The organism is Martelella sp. UBA3392 (genome assembly GCF_002358775.1).
GTDB lineage: Bacteria > Pseudomonadota > Alphaproteobacteria > Rhizobiales > Rhizobiaceae > Martelella > Martelella mediterranea.
Genome location: NZ_DEPM01000091.1, coordinates 13,030 through 31,470, shown reverse-complemented (window position 1 = coordinate 31,470; position 18,441 = coordinate 13,030). Strand labels below are relative to the sequence as shown.

Annotated in this window: 19 protein-coding genes; 12 read left to right on the top strand and 7 right to left on the bottom strand. The window is 64.2% G+C overall.

The features are described from left to right. The 3 genes from B4E36_RS06825 to B4E36_RS06815 form a co-directional block, all read right to left on the bottom strand. The coding region (locus B4E36_RS06825; RefSeq protein ID WP_414673745.1) for an ABC transporter transmembrane domain-containing protein at window positions 1-1,160 on the bottom strand (1,160 nt) is incomplete at its 3' end. After that, window positions 1,160-1,735: a GbsR/MarR family transcriptional regulator gene (locus tag B4E36_RS06820; RefSeq protein WP_292054240.1), complete on the bottom strand. Its 576-nt coding sequence runs from the start codon at window positions 1,733-1,735 to the stop codon at window positions 1,160-1,162. The genes B4E36_RS06825 and B4E36_RS06820, both read right to left, overlap by 1 nt. 395 nt (window positions 1,736-2,130) lie before the next feature. Continuing rightward, complete coding sequence (locus B4E36_RS06815) at window positions 2,131-2,757, bottom strand: NADPH-dependent F420 reductase (protein WP_345900159.1); 627 nt, start codon at window positions 2,755-2,757, stop codon at window positions 2,131-2,133. A gap of 103 nt (window positions 2,758-2,860) precedes the next feature. Between B4E36_RS06815 and B4E36_RS06810 the strand changes: the two genes are divergently transcribed. Then, complete coding sequence (locus B4E36_RS06810; RefSeq protein WP_345900158.1) at window positions 2,861-3,796, top strand: LysR family transcriptional regulator; 936 nt, start codon at window positions 2,861-2,863, stop codon at window positions 3,794-3,796. Here the strand turns inward: B4E36_RS06810 and B4E36_RS06805 are convergent. Next, a complete protein-coding gene (locus B4E36_RS06805; RefSeq protein WP_292054245.1) occupies window positions 3,760-3,972 on the bottom strand; it encodes a tautomerase family protein in 213 nt (70 codons plus the stop codon). The genes B4E36_RS06810 and B4E36_RS06805 overlap by 37 nt on opposite strands. Window positions 3,973-3,986: 14 nt before the next feature. Then, window positions 3,987-4,715 (bottom strand): SDR family oxidoreductase, encoded by a 729-nt coding sequence (locus B4E36_RS06800; RefSeq protein WP_292054248.1) that lies wholly within the window; start codon window positions 4,713-4,715, stop codon window positions 3,987-3,989. 104 nt (window positions 4,716-4,819) lie between these two features. Here B4E36_RS06800 and B4E36_RS06795 point away from each other — a divergent pair, with 104 nt between their 5' ends. Then, on the top strand, window positions 4,820-5,713 hold the full coding sequence (locus tag B4E36_RS06795; protein WP_292054250.1) for a LysR family transcriptional regulator: 894 nt from the start codon (window positions 4,820-4,822) through the stop codon (window positions 5,711-5,713). Window positions 5,714-5,719: 6 nt separating this feature from the next. Here the strand turns inward: B4E36_RS06795 and B4E36_RS06790 are convergent, their stop codons facing one another. Beyond that, window positions 5,720-6,619, bottom strand: a complete 900-nt coding sequence (locus B4E36_RS06790; protein ID WP_292054252.1) for a LysR family transcriptional regulator — start codon at window positions 6,617-6,619, stop codon at window positions 5,720-5,722. 143 nt (window positions 6,620-6,762) lie between these two features. Here B4E36_RS06790 and B4E36_RS06785 point away from each other — a divergent pair, with 143 nt between their 5' ends. Genes B4E36_RS06785 through nagA form a run of 3 tightly spaced genes read left to right on the top strand, consistent with a single transcriptional unit; the run spans window position 6,763 to window position 9,717 of the window. Further along, entirely contained in the window at window positions 6,763-7,515 is a 753-nt protein-coding gene (locus tag B4E36_RS06785) for a GntR family transcriptional regulator (protein ID WP_292054254.1), read from the top strand. A 16-nt stretch (window positions 7,516-7,531) separates the two neighbouring features. Further along, a complete protein-coding gene (locus tag B4E36_RS06780; RefSeq protein WP_292054257.1) occupies window positions 7,532-8,560 on the top strand; it encodes an SIS domain-containing protein in 1,029 nt (342 codons plus the stop codon). 2 nt (window positions 8,561-8,562) lie between these two features. Then, a complete protein-coding gene (nagA, locus tag B4E36_RS06775) occupies window positions 8,563-9,717 on the top strand; it encodes an N-acetylglucosamine-6-phosphate deacetylase (RefSeq protein WP_414673744.1) in 1,155 nt (384 codons plus the stop codon). Between the two features lie 13 nt (window positions 9,718-9,730). Here the strand turns inward: nagA and B4E36_RS06770 are convergent, their stop codons facing one another. Then, complete coding sequence (locus B4E36_RS06770; protein ID WP_292054259.1) at window positions 9,731-11,539, bottom strand: monovalent cation:proton antiporter-2 (CPA2) family protein; 1,809 nt, start codon at window positions 11,537-11,539, stop codon at window positions 9,731-9,733. A gap of 102 nt (window positions 11,540-11,641) precedes the next feature. Between B4E36_RS06770 and B4E36_RS06765 the strand changes: the two genes are divergently transcribed. From B4E36_RS06765 to ppa, 7 genes are all read left to right on the top strand, one after another. Beyond that, entirely contained in the window at window positions 11,642-12,988 is a 1,347-nt protein-coding gene (locus tag B4E36_RS06765) for a TldD/PmbA family protein (protein WP_292054261.1), read from the top strand. An 8-nt stretch (window positions 12,989-12,996) separates the two neighbouring features. Next, entirely contained in the window at window positions 12,997-13,809 is an 813-nt protein-coding gene (locus tag B4E36_RS06760; protein ID WP_292054263.1) for a 3'(2'),5'-bisphosphate nucleotidase CysQ, read from the top strand. Between the two features lie 73 nt (window positions 13,810-13,882). Beyond that, the gene (locus B4E36_RS06755; protein WP_018065149.1) at window positions 13,883-14,116 is read left to right on the top strand and encodes a DUF4170 domain-containing protein; all 234 of its coding nucleotides are present in this window, start codon (window positions 13,883-13,885) and stop codon (window positions 14,114-14,116) included. A gap of 313 nt (window positions 14,117-14,429) precedes the next feature. Next, the gene (waaA, locus tag B4E36_RS06750; RefSeq protein WP_414673743.1) at window positions 14,430-15,821 is read left to right on the top strand and encodes a lipid IV(A) 3-deoxy-D-manno-octulosonic acid transferase; all 1,392 of its coding nucleotides are present in this window, start codon (window positions 14,430-14,432) and stop codon (window positions 15,819-15,821) included. A gap of 175 nt (window positions 15,822-15,996) precedes the next feature. Beyond that, window positions 15,997-17,037 carry a tetraacyldisaccharide 4'-kinase gene (lpxK, locus tag B4E36_RS06745; RefSeq protein ID WP_292054268.1) on the top strand — a complete coding sequence of 347 codons (1,041 nt, stop codon included), beginning with the start codon at window positions 15,997-15,999 and terminating at the stop codon, window positions 17,035-17,037. A gap of 99 nt (window positions 17,038-17,136) precedes the next feature. After that, a complete protein-coding gene (locus tag B4E36_RS06740) occupies window positions 17,137-17,643 on the top strand; it encodes a GNAT family N-acetyltransferase (RefSeq protein WP_230718685.1) in 507 nt (168 codons plus the stop codon). Window positions 17,644-17,755: 112 nt separating this feature from the next. After that, window positions 17,756-18,292: an inorganic diphosphatase gene (gene ppa, locus B4E36_RS06735; RefSeq protein ID WP_018065153.1), complete on the top strand. Its 537-nt coding sequence runs from the start codon at window positions 17,756-17,758 to the stop codon at window positions 18,290-18,292. The last annotated feature ends 149 nt before the right edge of the window (window positions 18,293-18,441 follow it).

The window sequence follows — 18,441 nt, the reverse complement described above, 5'->3', positions numbered from 1 at the left end:
CCCTGATGGACGAAGCCGAGATCGCGCAGTTCCACGCTTGCCGGGCGGGCCGATGCCGGGGCTGCATCGGCTGTCGCGCCGCCGACCATGGAAAGCCCGTCCTCGGCAAGGCTGTCGAGCGCGGAAAGCGCGGCCTCGCCGGCCGCGCGGTCGTGCCAGACGGACGACAGCATTCTGAGAGGATCGAAGAAGGCCGGCGCCAGCAGCAATATGAACAGGCCTTCCGACAGCGTCAGCTTGCCGCCCCAGGCGCCGAAGCCGATCTGGCCCAGAAGATGAAAGCCGATATAGGCCGCGGCCATCGCAACGCCGAGCGCGGAAAACAGCTCGAGCACAGCGGATGTCAGGAAGGCGATTTTCAGCACCGCCATGGTGCGCCGCCGCAGGTTTTCGGCGCGATACCTCAGGCGGCGCGAGACCTGCTCAACGGCATCGAAGGAGCGGATGGTCTGCAGCCCGCGCAACCGGTCGAGCAGGAAGGCGTTGAGCGTTCCCATGTCGGCAAGGTGCTTTTCGCTCGCCGATTGCGCGCTCCAGCCGATCAGCGCCATGAAGACGGGGATCAGGGGCGCTGCGATCAAAAGCACCAGCGCCGCGATCCAGGAATAGGGAAATACCACCGCCAGTATGGCGAGCGGCACCACGCTCGCCTTGAAGCGCGCGGTCTGGAAGCGGGCAAGATAGGGCACGATATGTTCGGCCTGCTCTGCAAGAATGCTGGCGGCTTCGCCCGAGGCGGCCCGACCGGTATCGAGCGGCGAACGTCGCGTGAGGGCGGCGACCGCGATGGCGCGCTTTCGCGAGAGGATTTTTCGGGCCTCTCGATAGGCCATGCGGTTGCCTGCCCGCTCCAGGAGAGCCTTGGCAAGGCCGAGCGCCAGCACGGCGGCAGCCAGCGGCCAGATCTCGGCAACGCCATTGCCCGCCGCCACCCGTCCGATGCCATAGGCAAGGCAGGCGGCTTGCGGCAGCCACATCAGTTCGGCAAGGGTGGAGAGCCAGGCGGCAAGCTTCAGCGCGCGGGTTTTCGGCGCGCGCGATTTCTGTCGGGCCGCCTCCGGCGCCGCGCCTCGCGGTGACGCGGCGCGGCCATTGCCCCGAGCGGCGGTCCGCGCGGGGGCGTCGTCGTCTGCCCTGGGTTTTTCGACAAGCGCGTCCATCATGAAACCTTGCTGTCTTTTGCGCCCTTCCGGCCGAAGCCGGGGAGCCTGTCTGCCGTTTCCAGCAGTTTGGTGACGGCCGAGCCCATGCCCAAAAGCATCAGAAGCCGATCGGTCTCCATCACCTTCACATCATCGTACCAGTCGGAAAGTTTTTCAATCAATGCGTGCATTTCGCCCAGTCTTTCCTGCGCATAGCGCTCTTCGTCGTTCTCCGGTTCGCGCATCAGTACCTCGCGCAGCATGGTCAGCGTCGGGTCGATCTCTCGCTTCTTGCGCTCTTCGGCGAGCGTCCTCAGAATTGCCCAGACATCCTCGGGAGTGGTAAAATAGTCCCGCCGGTCGCCCGGCTTGTGGCGCAGCAGAACTAGCCCCCAGCCCTGCAATTCCTTCAGCCCCATGGCCACGTTCGAGCGCGACATCTTCAGCGCTTCCACCATGTCGTCGGCGCAGAGCGGCTCGCTGGTAGCGTAAAGCAGGGCGTAAATCTGCCCCACCGAACGGTTGATGCCCCAGCGGCTTCCCATTTCCCCGAAATGGGCCACGAAATCCTGCACAATCGGTGACAATGGCATCGATATTCCTGCTATATCTGAATTTTCAGAAATTTCTGAAAATTATGTATACCGATACTTGACGGAAAGCAAGCCGCCGATCTCTTGCTACCGATGTAGCCGAATGGGAGCGGTCTGAAATTGATTTATGTCATGTGGGTGAAGCGGGTGCGTCAGCCGTAAGGCTCGTAGCAATGCGAAGCCCTATACCCTCATCCGGCCTTCGGCCACCTTCTCCCCACGGGGAGAAGGGGACGCCGGTGAGGCTCTGCCTGTCCGAAGGCTTCTGCGGCTGCTGCATGGTTCCCCTCGCCCCGGAGGGGAGAGGGTGGCGCGGATGCGCCGGGTGAGGGGAGACAGCGCCTGCCGCGTGCATTGCGTCTGCGGCTTTGCTCCTCCACCCACCCGCGTCAAAATCACCGAATGGTGGCCGAAAGGGTTTCGGCGAGCGCCTGCTTCGGCTTCAGATTGCAGTAGGCCGGGCGGTCGCGTTCGAAGCGCCAGCCTTCGGAAAGCGGTCCCGCGTCGACACTGTCGAAACCGAACTGATGATAGAGTTCGGCGATCACCGCCTTAGCCTCCGCATCATCGCCGGCCAATGGCAGGGCGAAACGATCGGCAGTATCCTCCGGCCGTCCCGCCACCTCTAGGTCGATCATCCGGATGGCGTTGAAGGCCTTGACGACGCGGGCGCCCGGCAGTTGCGCGGCGACCATTTCGCTGGTGGTGGTCTCGCCCCGGTCGAGCGCTTCGATATGGCCATCGCGCTCGTGATAGTAGTTGATCGCGTCGATCACGATCTTGCCCCTGAAGCCTTCCGGCGGCAGCGCGCCATAGGCCGCCAAGGGGATCGCGAGCACGATCACCTCGCCAAAGGCGATCGCCTCGTCCACCGTCCCGACGGCGCAGCCGAGGGCGCTTCTCATGCTGAAAAGGCTCTGCGGCCCGCGCGAATTGCTGAGCATCACCTCATGGCCGGCCTGAACCGCCTTCTGCGCCACCGAGCGGCCGACAAAGCCCGCGCCGATAATTCCGATCTTCATCACGTTTTCTCCTTGTCACACTGTGATGACCCGGCATAAACCTCCACTATATGAACTTAAATATCGAAATTTCACAGACTCTCCCAACCAAAAGGGGATAATCATGGATCGGCTCACCAGCATGGCCGTCTATGTCAAGGCGGTCGATCTCGGCTCGTTTGCCGCCGCCGCGGATGCGCTCGGCATCTCGCCGCAGATGGTTTCCAAGCACATCGTGTTTCTGGAGGACAGGGTGGGCGCGACGCTTCTTCACCGCACCACCCGCCGCCAGAACATTACGGATATCGGGCGCGCCTTTTACGAGCGCTGCCGGTTGATCCTTTCGGAGGCCGAGGCGGCGGAGGGGCTGGCGTCCGAGATGCACCGGCATCCCAAGGGCCTGCTGAAGGTCAATGCGCCGAAAACCTTCGGCACACTCGCGCTGGCGCCCTTCGTCACCCGGTTTCTCGAAAAATATCCGGACGTGCAGGTCGAGGTCACGCTTGAGGACCGGTTTGTCGATCCGCTGGAGGAGGGCTTCGATGTCACCATCCGGGTTGGCAGAGCGGAAAACGCGGGTCTGGCCGCTGTTCCGCTCGCACCCTATGAACTGGTGGTTTGCGCCGCGCCTGCCTATCTCGACCGCCACGGCGCGCCGGAAACCCCTCAGGACCTGACCCGGCACGAGTGCCTGATTTTCGGCCAGCGCGCAGGGCACACGCCATGCCGCTGGCTGTTCACCGAGGACGGTCGGGAGCGCGAAGTTCAGGTCAGCGGCCGCCTCTACAGCAATGACTGGATGGTGTTGATGCGCGCCGCCGTCGAGGGCCATGGCGTGGCGCTCGGCTCGGATATCATCCTACGGGAGGAGTTGAAGGCCGGCCGCTTGGTTCGCCTTTTGGCCGACTATCGCACCCCGCCGCGCCCCATGCATGCGCTCTATCCGATGCGCGGCAAGCCGAGCGCCAAGATCATGCGGTTCGTGGAGGGGCTGGCCGAGGCGTTTCCGCCCCGGCCCGACGGTTATCCTTCAGCGCGCCAGGCCTCGGGTGTGACGTAAACCTCATCGGCGCGGCCGTAGCCGCCGTCGCGGACCTCCTCGATCAGCACCATGGTGTGGGGCCGCGCGGCCTCGCTGAAATACTCGGTCAGCATGTCGGTGACGCGGTGGATGATGTCTTCCTTCTGCGCGCGGGTGAGTGCTGCTTCGGGGGTCTTGATGTTGACGAATGGCATATCGGTTCTCCTTTTCAGATCATGCCGCCATTGACGCGCAGCACCTGGCCGCTGATGAAACGGGCCTCGTCGCCGACGAGAAAGGCGACGGCTCCGGCGATATCGTCGGGCTCGCCCAGACGGCCGGCCGGAATTGTGCGGGTGATGTTGGCGACCAGTTCCTCGCTCTTGCCGTCGAGAAACAGCTCGGTCGCCACCGGACCGGGGGCGATCGCATTGACGGTGATGCCGCGCGCGGCCAGTTCCTTGGCGGCGATATGGGTCAGGGTCTCGACGGCGGCCTTGGTTGCGGCGTAGACTCCGTAGACGGGGAGTTTGGTGCCGACGACGCTGGTCGAGAAGTTGACGATCCGCCCGCCATCGGCGAGCCGTTTCGCCGCCTCGCGTAGGCCGCGAAACGTGCCGCCGAGATTGACGGCGACCTGGCGTTCAAAATCCTCGTCGGTGACCATCGCGAGCGGTGCGAGCGAGAGCATGCCGCCATTGTTGACGAGAATGTCGGCCTTGCCGAATTCGGCTTCGGTGGCATCGAACAGGGTCTTGATGCCGTCCGCCGCGCCGATATCGGCCCTGACCGCGATCGCCTTGCCGCCCTGCTGCCTGATGGCGGCGACCACGGCCTCGGCGGCCGTCGCGTTCGATGCGTAGTTGACCACGATATTGATGTCGTCGGCGGCGAGGCGCCTGGCGATTTCAGCGCCGATCCCGCGCGAGGCGCCGGTGATGATGGCAGTTCTGGTCATGATACACTCCATGTTCGTTGAACCGCGCCAAAGATATGCTCTGGCCTGAGCGAAACAATCACCGGAAAATTGACAACATAATTCGCCTGTGATGAACAATGCGAATGGACAGATTTGACCGCATGCGTCTTTATGCCCGCGTCGTCGAGCGCGGCAGCTTTTCCGCCGCAGCCCTTGATCTCGGCCTTGCGCGCTCGACCGCCACGGAGGCGATCAAGGGGCTGGAGGCCGATCTCGGCGTAAGGCTTCTCGACCGCACCACCCGTCATGTCGCGGCGACGCTCGACGGCGAGGATTATTACCGACGCTGCGTTGCGATCCTCGCCGATGTCGAGGAGGCCGAGGGCGCGTTCCGGGCCGGCAATCCGGACGGGCTGCTGCGCATCGATGCCCATCCGCATCTGACCCGGAATTTCCTGCTGCCCGGCCTGCCGGAATTTCTGGCGCGCTATCCCGGTCTCAGAATCCATTTCGGGCAGGGTGACCGTTATGTGGACCTGGTGCGCGAGGGCTATGACTGCGTCATCCGAGCCGGCGAACTGGAGGATAGCGGCCTGATCGCCCGCCGGCTCGGTGCGCTCCGCGAGGTCACGGTGGCGAGCCCGACCTATCTTGCGCGCCACGGCGTGCCGCAAACGCCGGACAATCTTGCCGGCCATCTGGCGGTCGGGTTCATCTCGTCGCGCACCGGGGAGGTGATGCCGCTCGAACTGATCGAGAACGGCCGCACCCGTTACGTGACGTTGAAGTCCCGCGTCACTGCCAATGATTCCGGCACGGCCAATGCGCTTGCGCGGGCGGGGTTCGGGCTGGTGCAGGCGCCGCGCTATCATTTCGCCGAGGCGCTGGCGGAAGGTGCCATGGTCGAGGTGCTGCCGGATTTTCCGCCGCCGCCAACGCCGCTGACCGCGCTCTATCCCCAGAACCGCCACACCGCGCCAAGGCTGCGGGTGTTTCTCGAATGGGTACAGACGATTTTCGCCGGCGGCGAGGTCTGACGGGGTCTACCCGTGCTCGCGCAGGAAGGCTTCGAGAAACTCGGCGAGCTTCAGGGCGGCGAAGGTGGGCGTCGGCCCCTCGGCGCGCACCAGCCGCATGTCGCTGGCGATTTCCGCGCCCTTTGCGAACGGGCGCAGCACAAGCGTTCCATCGCGAAGCTCGCGGGCAACCGTCATCGCCGGCAGGATCAGCACCGCCGTGCCGCGCCGGGCAAGCTCCTTCTGGAGTTCCAGCGAGGAGGTGGTGAAGGCGACATCCACCGGCGCAAAACCCGTCGCGCGCTGGCGATCGTCGAAATCGCGGCGGATGCTGAAGGCGCGGTCGGGCATGGCGATGGCGTGGCGGCGGATGGCCTCAAGCGTGATTTCCTTCTCGGCAGCGAGCGGATGATCCGGGGCCATCACCGGATCATGCCGCACGGACAGCGAAAACAGCGTCTCGATCCGCGCATCCGAGGGCGAGAACATCGTCACCGCGATATCGGTCTCGCCGGTGGTCACCGCGTTCAACGCGATTTCGGCTGACGTGACTGTGACGGCAATCGAGATTTTCGGATAGAGCGCGTAGAATTCGGCCAGCGCCGGGGCGAGGATGGCGTTGATCACCGCGCCGTTGACGTGAAGCGAGACGTGGCCGGCATTGAGCCCCCTGAGGTCGTCGATCACCTGCCTTGCGCCTTCGAGATCGCGGATCATCGCATCGGCGCGTTCGGCCAGCAGCGCTCCGGCGGGGGTGAGCGCAATGCCGCGCGCGCCGCGCTCGATCAGCACGGCGTTGAAATAGGCCTCGAGATTTTCAAGCTGGCGGCTGACGGCCATCGGCGACACGCCCAGCGTTTCGGCCGCCTGGCGGATAGAGCGCGAGTGCGTGAGTTCGTTGAAATAGATGAGGGCCTCGATCTGCATGGCGGTCTCGCATTTGCCGGAAGGCCATTTGAGCCATCCGGCGGGCGGCAAGGCAAGGCCGGTCGCGGACGATCCATCGATGAATTTTATGAGACAGCCTTGTCATTTGGTATTAAATTGGTATCTATATCCTGCGACAGGAGATGGCCGTGCGGGTTTTCCAGGATTTCGACATTTCGGGTGACGGGCCGATCTACCGGCGGCTGAAGGCCGAGCTGGCAAGGGCTGTCGAAAGCGGCAAGCTTGCCCATGGCGAGGCGCTGCCGCCCGAGCGGGACCTCGCCCGGATCGTGGGCGTCAGCCGGGTCACCGTGCGGCGCGCGATCGCGGAACTGACCAGCGAGGGGTTTCTGCAGCGCCGCCACGGCGCCGGCACCTTCGTGCTGCGTCCGCCGGCGCGGATCGAGCAGCCGCTGAAGCGGCTGACCTCGTTTACCGAGGACATGCAGGCGCGCGGGCTGACGCCGCGCTCGCACTGGCTGGAGCGCGGCCTGTTTTCGGCCAGCGTTGAAGAGGCGGAGGCGCTGAAGCTTCCCCGGAACGCCGCCGTTGCCCGCCTCAGCCGTATCCGGTTCGGCGATGACCTGCCGATGGCGATCGAGCATTCCACGCTGCCCGCCGATATTCTCGAGCGGCCCGACCTGGTCGAAACCTCGCTTTACGGCGCGCTTGCCGAGCGCGGCGTCACCATGGTGCGGGCCGAGGAACGGATCACTGCCTGCAACCTGAGTGCCGAACAGGCAGCACTTCTGACGATGTCGCCCGGCGCGCCGGCGCTTGCGATCCGCCGTACCGGATACGATGCCGGCGGTCGGCCGGTGGAGCTGACCAGAACCTATTATCGAAGCGATATCTATGACCTCGTCGCCGAGCTGACCTATGCCGGCGACCCATGAAACGGAAGATGACTCTATGACCGACATCACCAATATGCGCCGCGAAATCGACGAAATCCCCGAAGCTGCCGCCCGGCTGCTCGATGGCCAGAGCGCGGCGCTTGCGGAAGCCGGTCGCGCGCTTGCCGAAAAGGATCCCGCCGTGGTGGTCACCATCGCGCGTGGCTCGTCCGATCACGCATCGCTGTTTCTGAAATATGCGATCGAACTGACCGTCGGCATCCCGGTCGCCTCCCTCGGCCCCTCGCTCGCCTCGATCTACGGCGCGAAGCTCAAGATGAACAAGGCCGCCGCGATTTCGGTTTCGCAGTCCGGCAAGAGCCCGGACATTGTTGCGCTCGCAAAGGCCGCACGCGATGGCGGCGCGCTGTCGCTTGCGCTCGTCAACACCATTGCCTCGCCGCTGGCGGAAATGGCCGATCAGCCGATCGATATCGCGGCCGGCCCGGAAAAGGCGGTGGCTGCCACGAAATCCTACGTCAACTCCATCGTCGCCGGCCTTGCCGTGCTTGCCGAATGGGCCGATGACGCGGCGCTGAAGGCGGCGCTCGCCAAACTTCCTGATGACCTTGCGAAGGCGCTTGCCTGCGACTGGTCGGCGCTGATCGAGCCGCTGAAGGATGCCCAGTCGCTTTATGTGCTGGGACGCGGCCCGAGCTTTGCGATCGCCAGCGAAGCCTCGCTGAAATGCAAGGAAACCTCGGAACTGCATGCAGAGGCCTATTCCTCGGCGGAGGTGATGCATGGTCCGGTGTCGCTGGTCGAGCCGCGTTTCCCGGTGATCGCGTTCGCCGCCCGCGACAAGGCGGAGGACAGCGTCGTCAAGATCGCCTCCGGCATGGCGAAGAAGGGCGCGTCAGTATTCGTGTCGTCGGAACGCGGCGAGGGCACCGAACTGCTGCCGCATGTCGCGACCGGCCATCCGCTGACCGATGCGCTGGCGTTGATCGTGCCCTATTACAGCGTCATCGAGAAACTGTCGCGCGCCCGTGGTTTCAACCCGGATGCGCCGGTGGCGCTCAACAAGGTGACGGAGACCGAATAATCATGAAGAAGGCGATAAGCGGCGCGCGGATATTCGACGGCGAGAGCCTGCTGGAAGGCCGGGCGCTGGTGTTTTCCTCAGCCGGCATCGAGGCGATCGTCTCGGCGCGCCACATTCCCGACGAATGCGAGATCATCCCGGCGGACGGGCAGATCCTGGCGCCTGGCCTGATCGATCTCCAGGTCAATGGCGGCGGCGGTCTGCTGTTCAACAACGCGCCGGACCTCGAAGGGCTGCGCACCATCTGCGCCGCCCAGATCCGCTCCGGCGTCACCGCGCTCTTGCCGACGCTGATTACCGACCGGCCCGATGTGGTGCGCGCGGCGGTCGAGGCCGGCAAGGCCGCCTGGGAGGCGGGCATTCCGGGCTATCTCGGCCTGCATCTGGAAGGCCCGCATCTTTCGCTGGCCAGAAAAGGCACGCATGATCCGGCGCTGATCCGGCCGATGGAAGCGGAGGATTGCGACTTTCTGGTGGAGAATGCCGGCAGTTTCGGCGTCGGACTGCTCACCGTCGCGCCCGAAAACGTCACCCGCCAGCAGGTCGCGCGCCTCAGCAAGGCCGGCTATATCGTCAGCCTCGGCCACACCGATGCCGCCTGTGCGGTGGCGCGGGAATACCGGTTTGCCGGCGCTTCCATGGCGACGCATCTGTTCAACGCGATGAGCCCGCTCGGCCATCGCGAACCGGGCATGGTCGGCGCGGTTCTTGGCGATGGCGGCTTTTCCTGCGGGCTAATTGCCGACGGATACCATGTCGACCCGGTGGCGATGGGGATCGCGCTGAGGGCAAAGGCCGGGCCTGGGAAAATATTCCTGGTTTCCGACGCGATGTCGGTCACCGGCACGGACCTTCAGAGTTTCGAGCTCAACGGCCGCACGATCTATCGCAAGGATGGCCGCCTGACGCTTGCCGACGGCACGCTTGCCGGGGCCGATACCGACCTGCTGACCTGCGTGAAGAATGTCCGCGACATGCTGGGCGTGCCGCTGGAGGAGGCGCTCAGAATGGCATCGCTCTATCCGGCCGAGGCCGTGGGCGCGCGGTCAAAGGGGCGGCTGAAATCGGGCGCGGACGCCGACTTCGTGCTGCTTTCCGAAGACCTCGCGCTTGCCGCGAGCTATATCGCCGGGGAGCGCGTCTACAGCGCCGATTGAAGACCTGGCGACCTTACGCCATGTCCCTGCCGGTCACCTTCACGGTCGGGTCGATCTGCCGGCGTTTGGGGCGCATCAGCGGCTCGGGGCTGACGGGGTGGGTGTGGAGCATGTCGGCGCCGGCCATGATGCCCTCGACCGCCTGGATCTCCAGCCGCTTGGCATCGCGCTTGCGGATATCGTCGGTGATCGCGATCGCCTCTTCCTCGCTGGTGCCGAGCGCCACCAGCGTCTCGCGGCCGAAGACGAGGCCGGATTCCAACGTCTCGCGCAATTCGTATTCGACGCCCCGCTGCCTGAGCGCCAGCGTGTGGCTGCGGTCATAGGAGCGGGCATAGATGTGGGCGCGCGGGAAATTCTCCTGCACCACGTCGATCACCCGGTCGGTGATCTCGCGCTTCTGGGTGCAGACCGCGACGATCTTGGCCTTTTCGATGCCCGCCGCGATCAGCACGTCCTTGCGGGTGCCATCGCCGAAATAAATGTGAAAGCCGAAAGCCGAGGCCTGCCGGATTCGATCGGCGGAGAAATCGATGATCGTCACGTCGCGGCCGCTGGCGAGCAGGATTTGCGCGGCAATCTGGCCGAAGCGCGAGAAACCGATCATCAGCACGTCCGCGCCGGCGCCGTCGAAATCCTCCTCCATCTCCTCATGGGTTTCGCGCCGGGCGTAGAACCGCTCGGCGAGGCGAACGGTCAGCGGGGTCGCCACCATCGAGACCGTCACGATCGCGATCAGCAGCGAGGCGGTGGCGTTGGAGAAGATGCCGGCGGCAGCCGCCGTCGAGAACATCACGAAGCCGAATTCGCCGCCCTGCGGCAGGAGGGCCGCGATCCGGACCGCGTCTTCATGCGGCGAACCGGTCAGGCGACACAGCCCGTAGATGACGGCGGCCTTGACGACGAGCAGCACCGGAACCGCGACGAGGATCAGGCCGATGTTCTCGTAGACCACGGACAGTTCGAGCGACAGGCCGACGGCGATGAAGAAGATCGCGAGAAAAACCCCCCGAAACGGCTCGATATCGGCCTCGAGTTCATGGCGGTAGGAGGATTCGGCCAGCATCACGCCGGCGAGAAACGCGCCCATGGCCATCGACAGCCCGACCATCTGCATCATCATCGCAGCGCCGATGACGATGAACAGCGCGGCCACGATCATCACCTCGCGCGCGCCTGTGGCGGCGATGATCTGGAACACCGGCGTCAGCACATAGCGCCCGGCGGCGATCATCAGCACCACGACAAGGGCGGCCAGTCCGGCATTCATCAGCATGTCCGAGGTGCTCGCCTCCTCCACGCCGCCGCCGAGAATGCTGGCGAGCGCCAGAAGCGGCACGATCGCGATATCCTGAAACAGCAGCATGGAGAACGAGCGCTGGCCGTAGCGGGTGTTGACGTCGCCATTGTCATCGAGGATCTGCATGGCGAAGGCGGTGGAGGACAGCGCCAGGCCGAAGCCGGCGATCACCGCGGCCTGCCAGTTTCCGAGCCCGCCGAATTTGGCGAGCGGCACCAGCACCGCGCCGGTGACCAGAACCTGGGCAAGGCCAAGACCGAAAATGTCCTTGCGCATTGTCCAGAGCCGGGCCGGCTTCAGTTCAAGCCCGATCATGAACAGCAGGAACACGATCCCGAGTTCGGCGACGTGCAGCACCTCCTCGCCATTGCTGATTCTTTGCAGCACCGGACCGATCACGATCCCGCCCGCCAGATAGCCGAGAACCGTGCCGAGGCCGAGCCGCTTGAAAAGCGGCGCTGCGATGGCCGCGGCCCCCAGCATCCACACGGTTTCGGTAAAAAGGCTCTGGGTCGTTGCCATAAAAAGGGTCCTGGATGCAAGAAAAGGGGAGGGCCGGGGGAACGGCACTTGATGCGCAATGAAGTGAACAATAAATGAGGGCGCAAGGAAAGGCCAAATGCCATGTCATCATCAAGGGTTCCCGATCAATTGATCGACACCGCGTCGAAGATTCTCGACGTCGCGAAGAAGAAGGGCGCGGATGCGGCCGATGTCGTCGTCTCGCAAGGCGCCTCGCACGGCATCTCGGTGCGCGACGGGAAGCGCGAAAACGCCAAGGCGTCCGAAAACAGAGGTTTTTCGCTGCGCGTGTTTCGCGGGGCGAGGGTCGCCAGCGTTTCCACCAATGACGACAGCGATATCGACACGCTGGTCGAGCGCGCGCTCGCCATGGCCGCCGTCTCGCCCGAAGATCCCTATGCCAGCCTTGCCGACAGCGCCCGGCTTGCACGTGAAGCCCCTGACCTCGATCTTTACGACGAGACCGAGGTTTCGCCCGAGGCGCTCGCCGAGCGCGCGCTTGCGGCGGAAGCGGCGGCGCTTCAGGTCAAGGGCGTCACCAGAAGCTCCGGCGCCGGTGCCTCGCGCGGCGAGGTCGGCTTCGTGCTGGTGACTTCCGACGGTTTTTCCGGCGGCTATCGCCGTTCCTATTCCTCCGTGTCGGTCTCCGTCGTGGCGGGCGAGGGCGCCGGCATGCAGCGCGATCACGATTACGATGCACGCGCCCATGACGGTGATCTCGATCCGCCGGCAGAGATCGGCCGCAAGGCCGGCGAACGGGCCGCGGCCCGGCTCTCGCCGCGCCAGGTGCCGACGCGTCGCAACGCCGCCGTGATCTTCGAGCCGCGTCTTGCCGCAAGCATGATCGGTAGTCTCGCCGGCGCGATTACGGGGTCTTCCGTTGCGCGCAAGACCAGCTTTCTCAGAGACAAGCTCGGCAAGCAGGTTTTGAAGGCCGGGCTCAACCTGATTGACGATCCGGCGATCCGCCGCGGCGCCGGCTCGCAACCCTTCGATGGCGAAGGCGTTTTGAGTGAGCGGCTCGCCATGGTCGAGGACGGCGTGTTGCAGCAATGGTTCCTGTCGACGGCGCTCGGCCGGGAACTTGGTTTCGAGACCAATGGTCGCGGCACCCGCTCCGGCAATTCGCTTTCGGCCGCGCCGACCAACCTGGTGCTCGAGCCCGGCCAGAAGACGCCCGTCGAACTGATGGCCGAAATCGGAACCGGGCTCTATGTCACGGAACTGATCGGCCATGGCGTCAACATGGTCACCGGCGAATATTCGCGCGGAGCGAGCGGGTTCTGGATCGAGAATGGCGAGATCGCCTATCCCGTGTCGCAGATGACCATTGCCGGCAATCTGAAGGACATGTTCATGGCGATGACGCCGGCCAGCGATATCGACCGCCGGTTCTCGATCACCACCCCCAGCATTCTCGTCGAGGGCGTCACCCTCGCCGGCTCGTGAGGTCCGCCGTGGCCGAGCCGTTGGTTGCCGATATCCAGGCCGATCTGGCGCTGATCACCGATGCGGCGCGCGAGGCGGGTGCGGTCGCGCTCTCCCATTTCGGCCAGGACCCCGAAGTTTGGTGGAAGAATTCTGGCCAGTCGCCGGTCAGCGCCGCCGATTTCGCCGCCAATGAATGCCTGGAAGACCTGCTGCTGAGGGCGCGGCCGGATTATGGCTGGCTTTCGGAGGAAAGCGGCGATGACTTCGCCCGGCTGGAAGCCGATGCCGTCTTCGTGGTCGACCCGATCGACGGCACGCGCGGTTTTCTCAAGGGCAAGAAGAACTGGATGGTCAGCGTGGCGGTGGTGCGCGGTGGCCGCCCGGTGGCCGGCGTCCTCGTCGCGCCGGCGCTTGACGAGGTGTTTACCGCCGCCCTTGGCGGTCCGGCCCTCAAAAACGGGCTTCCGATTGCGGCCTCATCGCTGCGCGGCGAAACCGGAAATCTGGAGCTCTGCCTGCCGGCGGCGATGCTCGATGGCTTCAGCCCGCCGTTTCGCGCGCGCATAAGCAAGGCCGCGCATATTCCCTCGCTCGCCTACAGGCTGGCTTCGGTGGCCGATGGCCGTCTTGATGCCACACTTGTGAGGCCTAACTCACATGATTGGGATCTGGCCGCCGCCGATATCATTCTTGCCGCAGCCGGCGCTTCGCTGGTGGATGACGCGGGGCGGCCGTTGACCTATAATCGCCGCACGCTGCGCCACGGGACGCTTTTTGCGGGCAATCCGGCGCTGGTCGGCACGCTGATGCGCGAGTTCGCGCCGCCGCCCGTCATGTGACCCGTCACTTGACAAAAACGGTCAAACCCGAGACACGCTATGGCGGGAGGCAATGAGCAAAGAGAGATATGAAATGGCTGATACGGTTGAAAACAAGCAACTCCTGCATCTGGTCTTCGGCGGCGAGCTCGAAAGCCTGAAGGGCGTCAAGTTCACCGATCTGGATGCGCTTGATATCGTCGGTATCTACCCCAATTATGCCAGCGCCCATGCGGCCTGGAAGTCCAAGGCGCAGCAGACCGTCGACAACGCCCATATGCGCTATTTCATCGTGCATCTGCACCGGCTTCTCGACCCGGAATCGTGAGTATTGTGTTTTCACGGTTCCGGACGCAGTATAGGCGACTGCTTTAGCCTTCCGAGCGTTTTCGCCAGACGGCGCTCCTGCAACTGCTTTGTGACTTGAAATTAAGCAGTTGCTTTAAAATAAAGCAAATGAAGTCTTTATAAGAAGAAGAAAAGAACTTCGTTCCGGGTCAGCCTGAAGACGTTTGATAGAATATTTAGGATGTGGTTCTTCCTGTTCCTAAATGTTATTTTCTGAAGTAGGATGATTCGCGCAATGGTGGTGGGTGCGGCCGCTGATCCGATGCACGAGAACGGGGTAAACGGACAAGGGAATGGTATCAGGCATTTCTATTTGGTTGGCCCGCAACACGTACCGACTCGGCGGGATTCTCGGCTATCCGCTGTTACGGCCGATCCTCTATCATCGCGTCCGGCGCGGCAAGGAGGACAGGGCGCGCCTGGGGGAGCGCCTCGGCCGCTCCAACCGGGAGAGACCGGAAGGTCCGCTCGTCTGGATACACGCAGCAAGCGTGGGCGAAACGCTCGCTGTTACCTCGGTCGTCCAGAATATCCATGAATTCGGCATCTCCGTTCTGCTGACAACCGGCACGGTGACATCCGCGCGCCTGGCGGCGGAGCGCTTCGGGGATACGGTCATCCATCAATACGTGCCGCTGGATGCCCTGCCAGCGGTAACACGGTTTCTCGATCATTGGCGTCCGGACCTCGCCATCAATGTTGAAACCGAAGTCTGGCCGGTCACGATCGCGGAGCTCGCCAAACGCAAGATCGCGCAGGTTGTGGTCAATGGCCGGATTTCGGATCGTTCGTTCGACCGCTGGATGCAGCGCCGCGAACTTGCCCGCACCATGTTCTCGCGGTTTTCGCTGGTCATGGCGCAGACCGATCTTGACGCCGAGCGCTTCGCCGATCTCGGCGCGCTGCATGTCTCGGTCACCGGCAATCTCAAGGTCGACCGCAGCGCGCCGCCCGCCGATGATGAGGCCCTGCAGGCGCTGAAGAGCGCAATCGGCGCGCGCCCGGTGTGGGCGGCGATCTCGACCTTCGACGGCGAGGAGAAAAATGCCGCCGACGTGCATGCCGCGCTCAAGGAGAGCCATCCCGGCCTTCTGACCGTCATCGTTCCCCGCCATCCCGATCGCGGCGATGCGCTTGCCGCCCAGTTTTCGGCTGAGGGACTTTCGGTCAAGCGTCGCTCGCTCGGCGAAAGCCCCGACGCGGAGACCGATATCTATCTCGGCGACACGATCGGGGATATGGGGCTTTATCTCCGCCTCACCGATATCGCCTTCGTCGGCCGCTCGATGACGGCGCGCGGCGGGCAGAACCCGCTGGAGCCCGCCATGCTCGGAACCGCGATCCTGACGGGTCAACATGTGGACAATTTCCGCGATACCTATCGTCAATTGCGCCAGCGCGGCGCGGTGCGCACCGTCGACAGCCCGGAGGCTCTGCTGCAATCCGTCGATCTTCTCTTGCGCGATGAGGCCGCGCGCGAACACATGATCGCCGCCGGCTATGCCGGGGTGCGCGACATGCGCGGCGCGCTGATCCGCACCATGAAGGGGCTGGAGCGCTATCTTGCGCCGCTCATTCTCGAGGCCCGCTTCTCCGCGCGCCCCAAGGCCGTGCCCGAGAAGAAGCGCGTGCCGATCGTTCCGGAGCGGATGCCAGAGCAGAATTTGCGCAAGGCGCTGCAGTAAGGGCTTCTCGGGGCCGAAACGGTCGGCAAGAGGCCACGTGGCGCGCGGCTGGATCTTCGTGAAGCGGAGCCGCCCTTCACGGCGTTGTTTGTCTGGTCTATCTGTTGGTTGAACCGTAATGCGATTACCTGACGGAGCGCATTGCTCCGGGGTCTGACAGAGAGTTGTGCCCGATATGAAGAAAACGACACGGGCCTTCTGGTGGAAGCGCGGCCATCCCCTGAGCCTCCTTCTTCTTCCCGTCTCCTGGGTTTACGCCGCTGTCGCCGGCCGCCGGATGAGGCAGGCGGCGGGCGCTCGCGTGGGCGTGCCGGTTCTGTGCGTCGGCAATTTCACCGTTGGCGGGACGGGCAAGACCCCGGTGGCCGAAGCGCTGGCGCGCGCGGCACGCAAAAGCGGTAAACGGCCAGGCTTTCTGCTGCGCGGCTATGGCGGGAAGGTCGAGGGCGCGGTGCTGGTCGATCCGCAGCGCCACGGCTTTCGCGATGTCGGCGACGAGGCGCTGATGCTGTCGCGGTTGGCGCCGGTCGCGGTCTCGCCAGCGCGGGTGGATGCGGCAGCGCTTCTGGAACAGGCGGGCGTCGATTTCATCATCATGGATGACGGATTGCAGAGCGGGCGGCTGAAGCCCGATTTCGCCGTGGCCGTGGTCGATGCCAAGCGCGGCTTCGGCAATGGGCGCTGCCTGCCGGCCGGTCCGCTGCGCGCGCCGCTCGCGGCGCAGTTTCCGAAGGTGGATGCCGTGCTGCTGAACGGCGCGGGCGGCGCGGAAGAACAGGTGCGCAGCGCTGCCCGCAGCGCCCGTCGTCCGGTCGAGGTTCTGCATCAGCGGCCGGTGCCGGGCGGCGAAGACCTTGGCGGCCGGGACGTGCTGGCCTATGCCGGCATCGGCGATCCGGAGAAGTTTTTCGCAACGCTGGAAGGGCTGGGCGCGCGGGTGCGCCGGGCCGTCGCCCTTGCCGATCACCAGCCGATATCCGACGCCTTGGCCCGCTCTCTGCTGGCCGATGCCGGGACCTTGCTGCCGGTCACCACCGCAAAGGACATGGCCCGGCTTCAGGGCGGCGGCGGGCCGGCGATATCCGCGTTGCGTGAGAAGAGCCGTGTGGTGGAGATTACCGCCGTTTTCGACAACCCGGCCATGCCTGCCGGCATGATCATTGCCACGCTCGATGCCTTCCGCCGCCGCGCTGAAGCGGACCGACAAAGGCGGTGAGCCGCTCTGTCAGCAACCGGTAAATTAATTTTGATGGGCAATCGGCTCAGTTTGTCTTATCCTTGGGTCTTAACCGCAATCACATGCCGGTTGGAGACGATGAGGATACTATCCAGCGACGTGCGGCCAGCAGAGGCGGCCGACGCCGAGAAAATCGCAAGGGTGCACTGGCTGGCATGGCAGCAGGTCTATGCCGGCATCCTTCCTCACCGCGCGCTTCAGGACATGATTTCGGGCCGCAACATCGCCTGGTGGAAGAACGCCATCGCCAGCGAGGAGACGCTGCTGGTGCTGGAGGTGCAGGGCCAGCCGGTCGGCTATGCCAGCGTCGGCCTCAACCGCGTGAAGGCGCTGCCGCAGGAAGGCGAGATCTACGAGATCTATCTTCTGCCGGAATATCAGGGCCTTGGCTTCGGCCGGGTGCTGTTTGCCGAGGCGCGCCGGCTGCTCGCCTCGCTTGGCTGCAAGGGCACGATCTGCTGGTGTTTCGAGGCGCTCGATCATGCCGGCATCTTCTTCACCGCGCTCGGCGGCAAGCCCTTCGCCTTCGCCGAGGAGGAGCATGGCGGCAAGGTGCTCGGCAAGGTTTCCTACATCTGGGAATAGTCATTCTTTCGCGGTCGCATCCCGATTGCCGCAACTCTTTCCGCGCGGTTGCTTTGTCGAGGCATTTTGGCTATCCAAGGCGGCGAATTCTTCCCCTTTTCTGGAGACCTAGATGCGTATTGAAGCGATTGCGATCGGCAAGAACCCGCCCGATGATATCAATGTTATTGTCGAAGTCCCGCTCGGCGGCCAGCCGATCAAATACGAGATGGACAAGGACGCCGGCGTTCTGGTCGTCGACCGCTTCCTCTACACGCCGATGATGTATCCCGGCAATTACGGGTTCGTGCCGCATACGCTCTCCGACGATGGCGATCCGATCGACGTGCTGATCTGCAATCACCGCCCGCTGATGCCGGGCTGCGTCATCAATGTCCGCCCGATCGGCGTGATGATGATGGAAGACAATTCCGGCAAGGATGAAAAGATCATCGCCGTTCCCTCGCGCGAGCTCAGCGCCCGTTTCGACAAGGTCGAGAATTTCACCGATATCCCGGAAATCCAGCTCAAGCAGATCGAACACTTCTTCGAGCACTACAAGGATCTGGAACCCGGAAAATGGGTCAAGATCTTCGGCTGGCACGACGCTACCGAGGCCAAGAAGCTGATCGTCGAGGCGATCGAGCGCGCGAAGTCGAAGAAGGGCTGAGGCATAGTCTGGCTGGTATGCTGGTGGCTCCTGCTGAGCCGGTAGCCATCAATCTCCCCCCTTGAGGGGGAGATGTCGCGAAAGCGACAGAGAGGGGTATCGGGCAGAAGCCGCGAACTCCGAATTCTCGGATAGGGTTCACCCCTCTC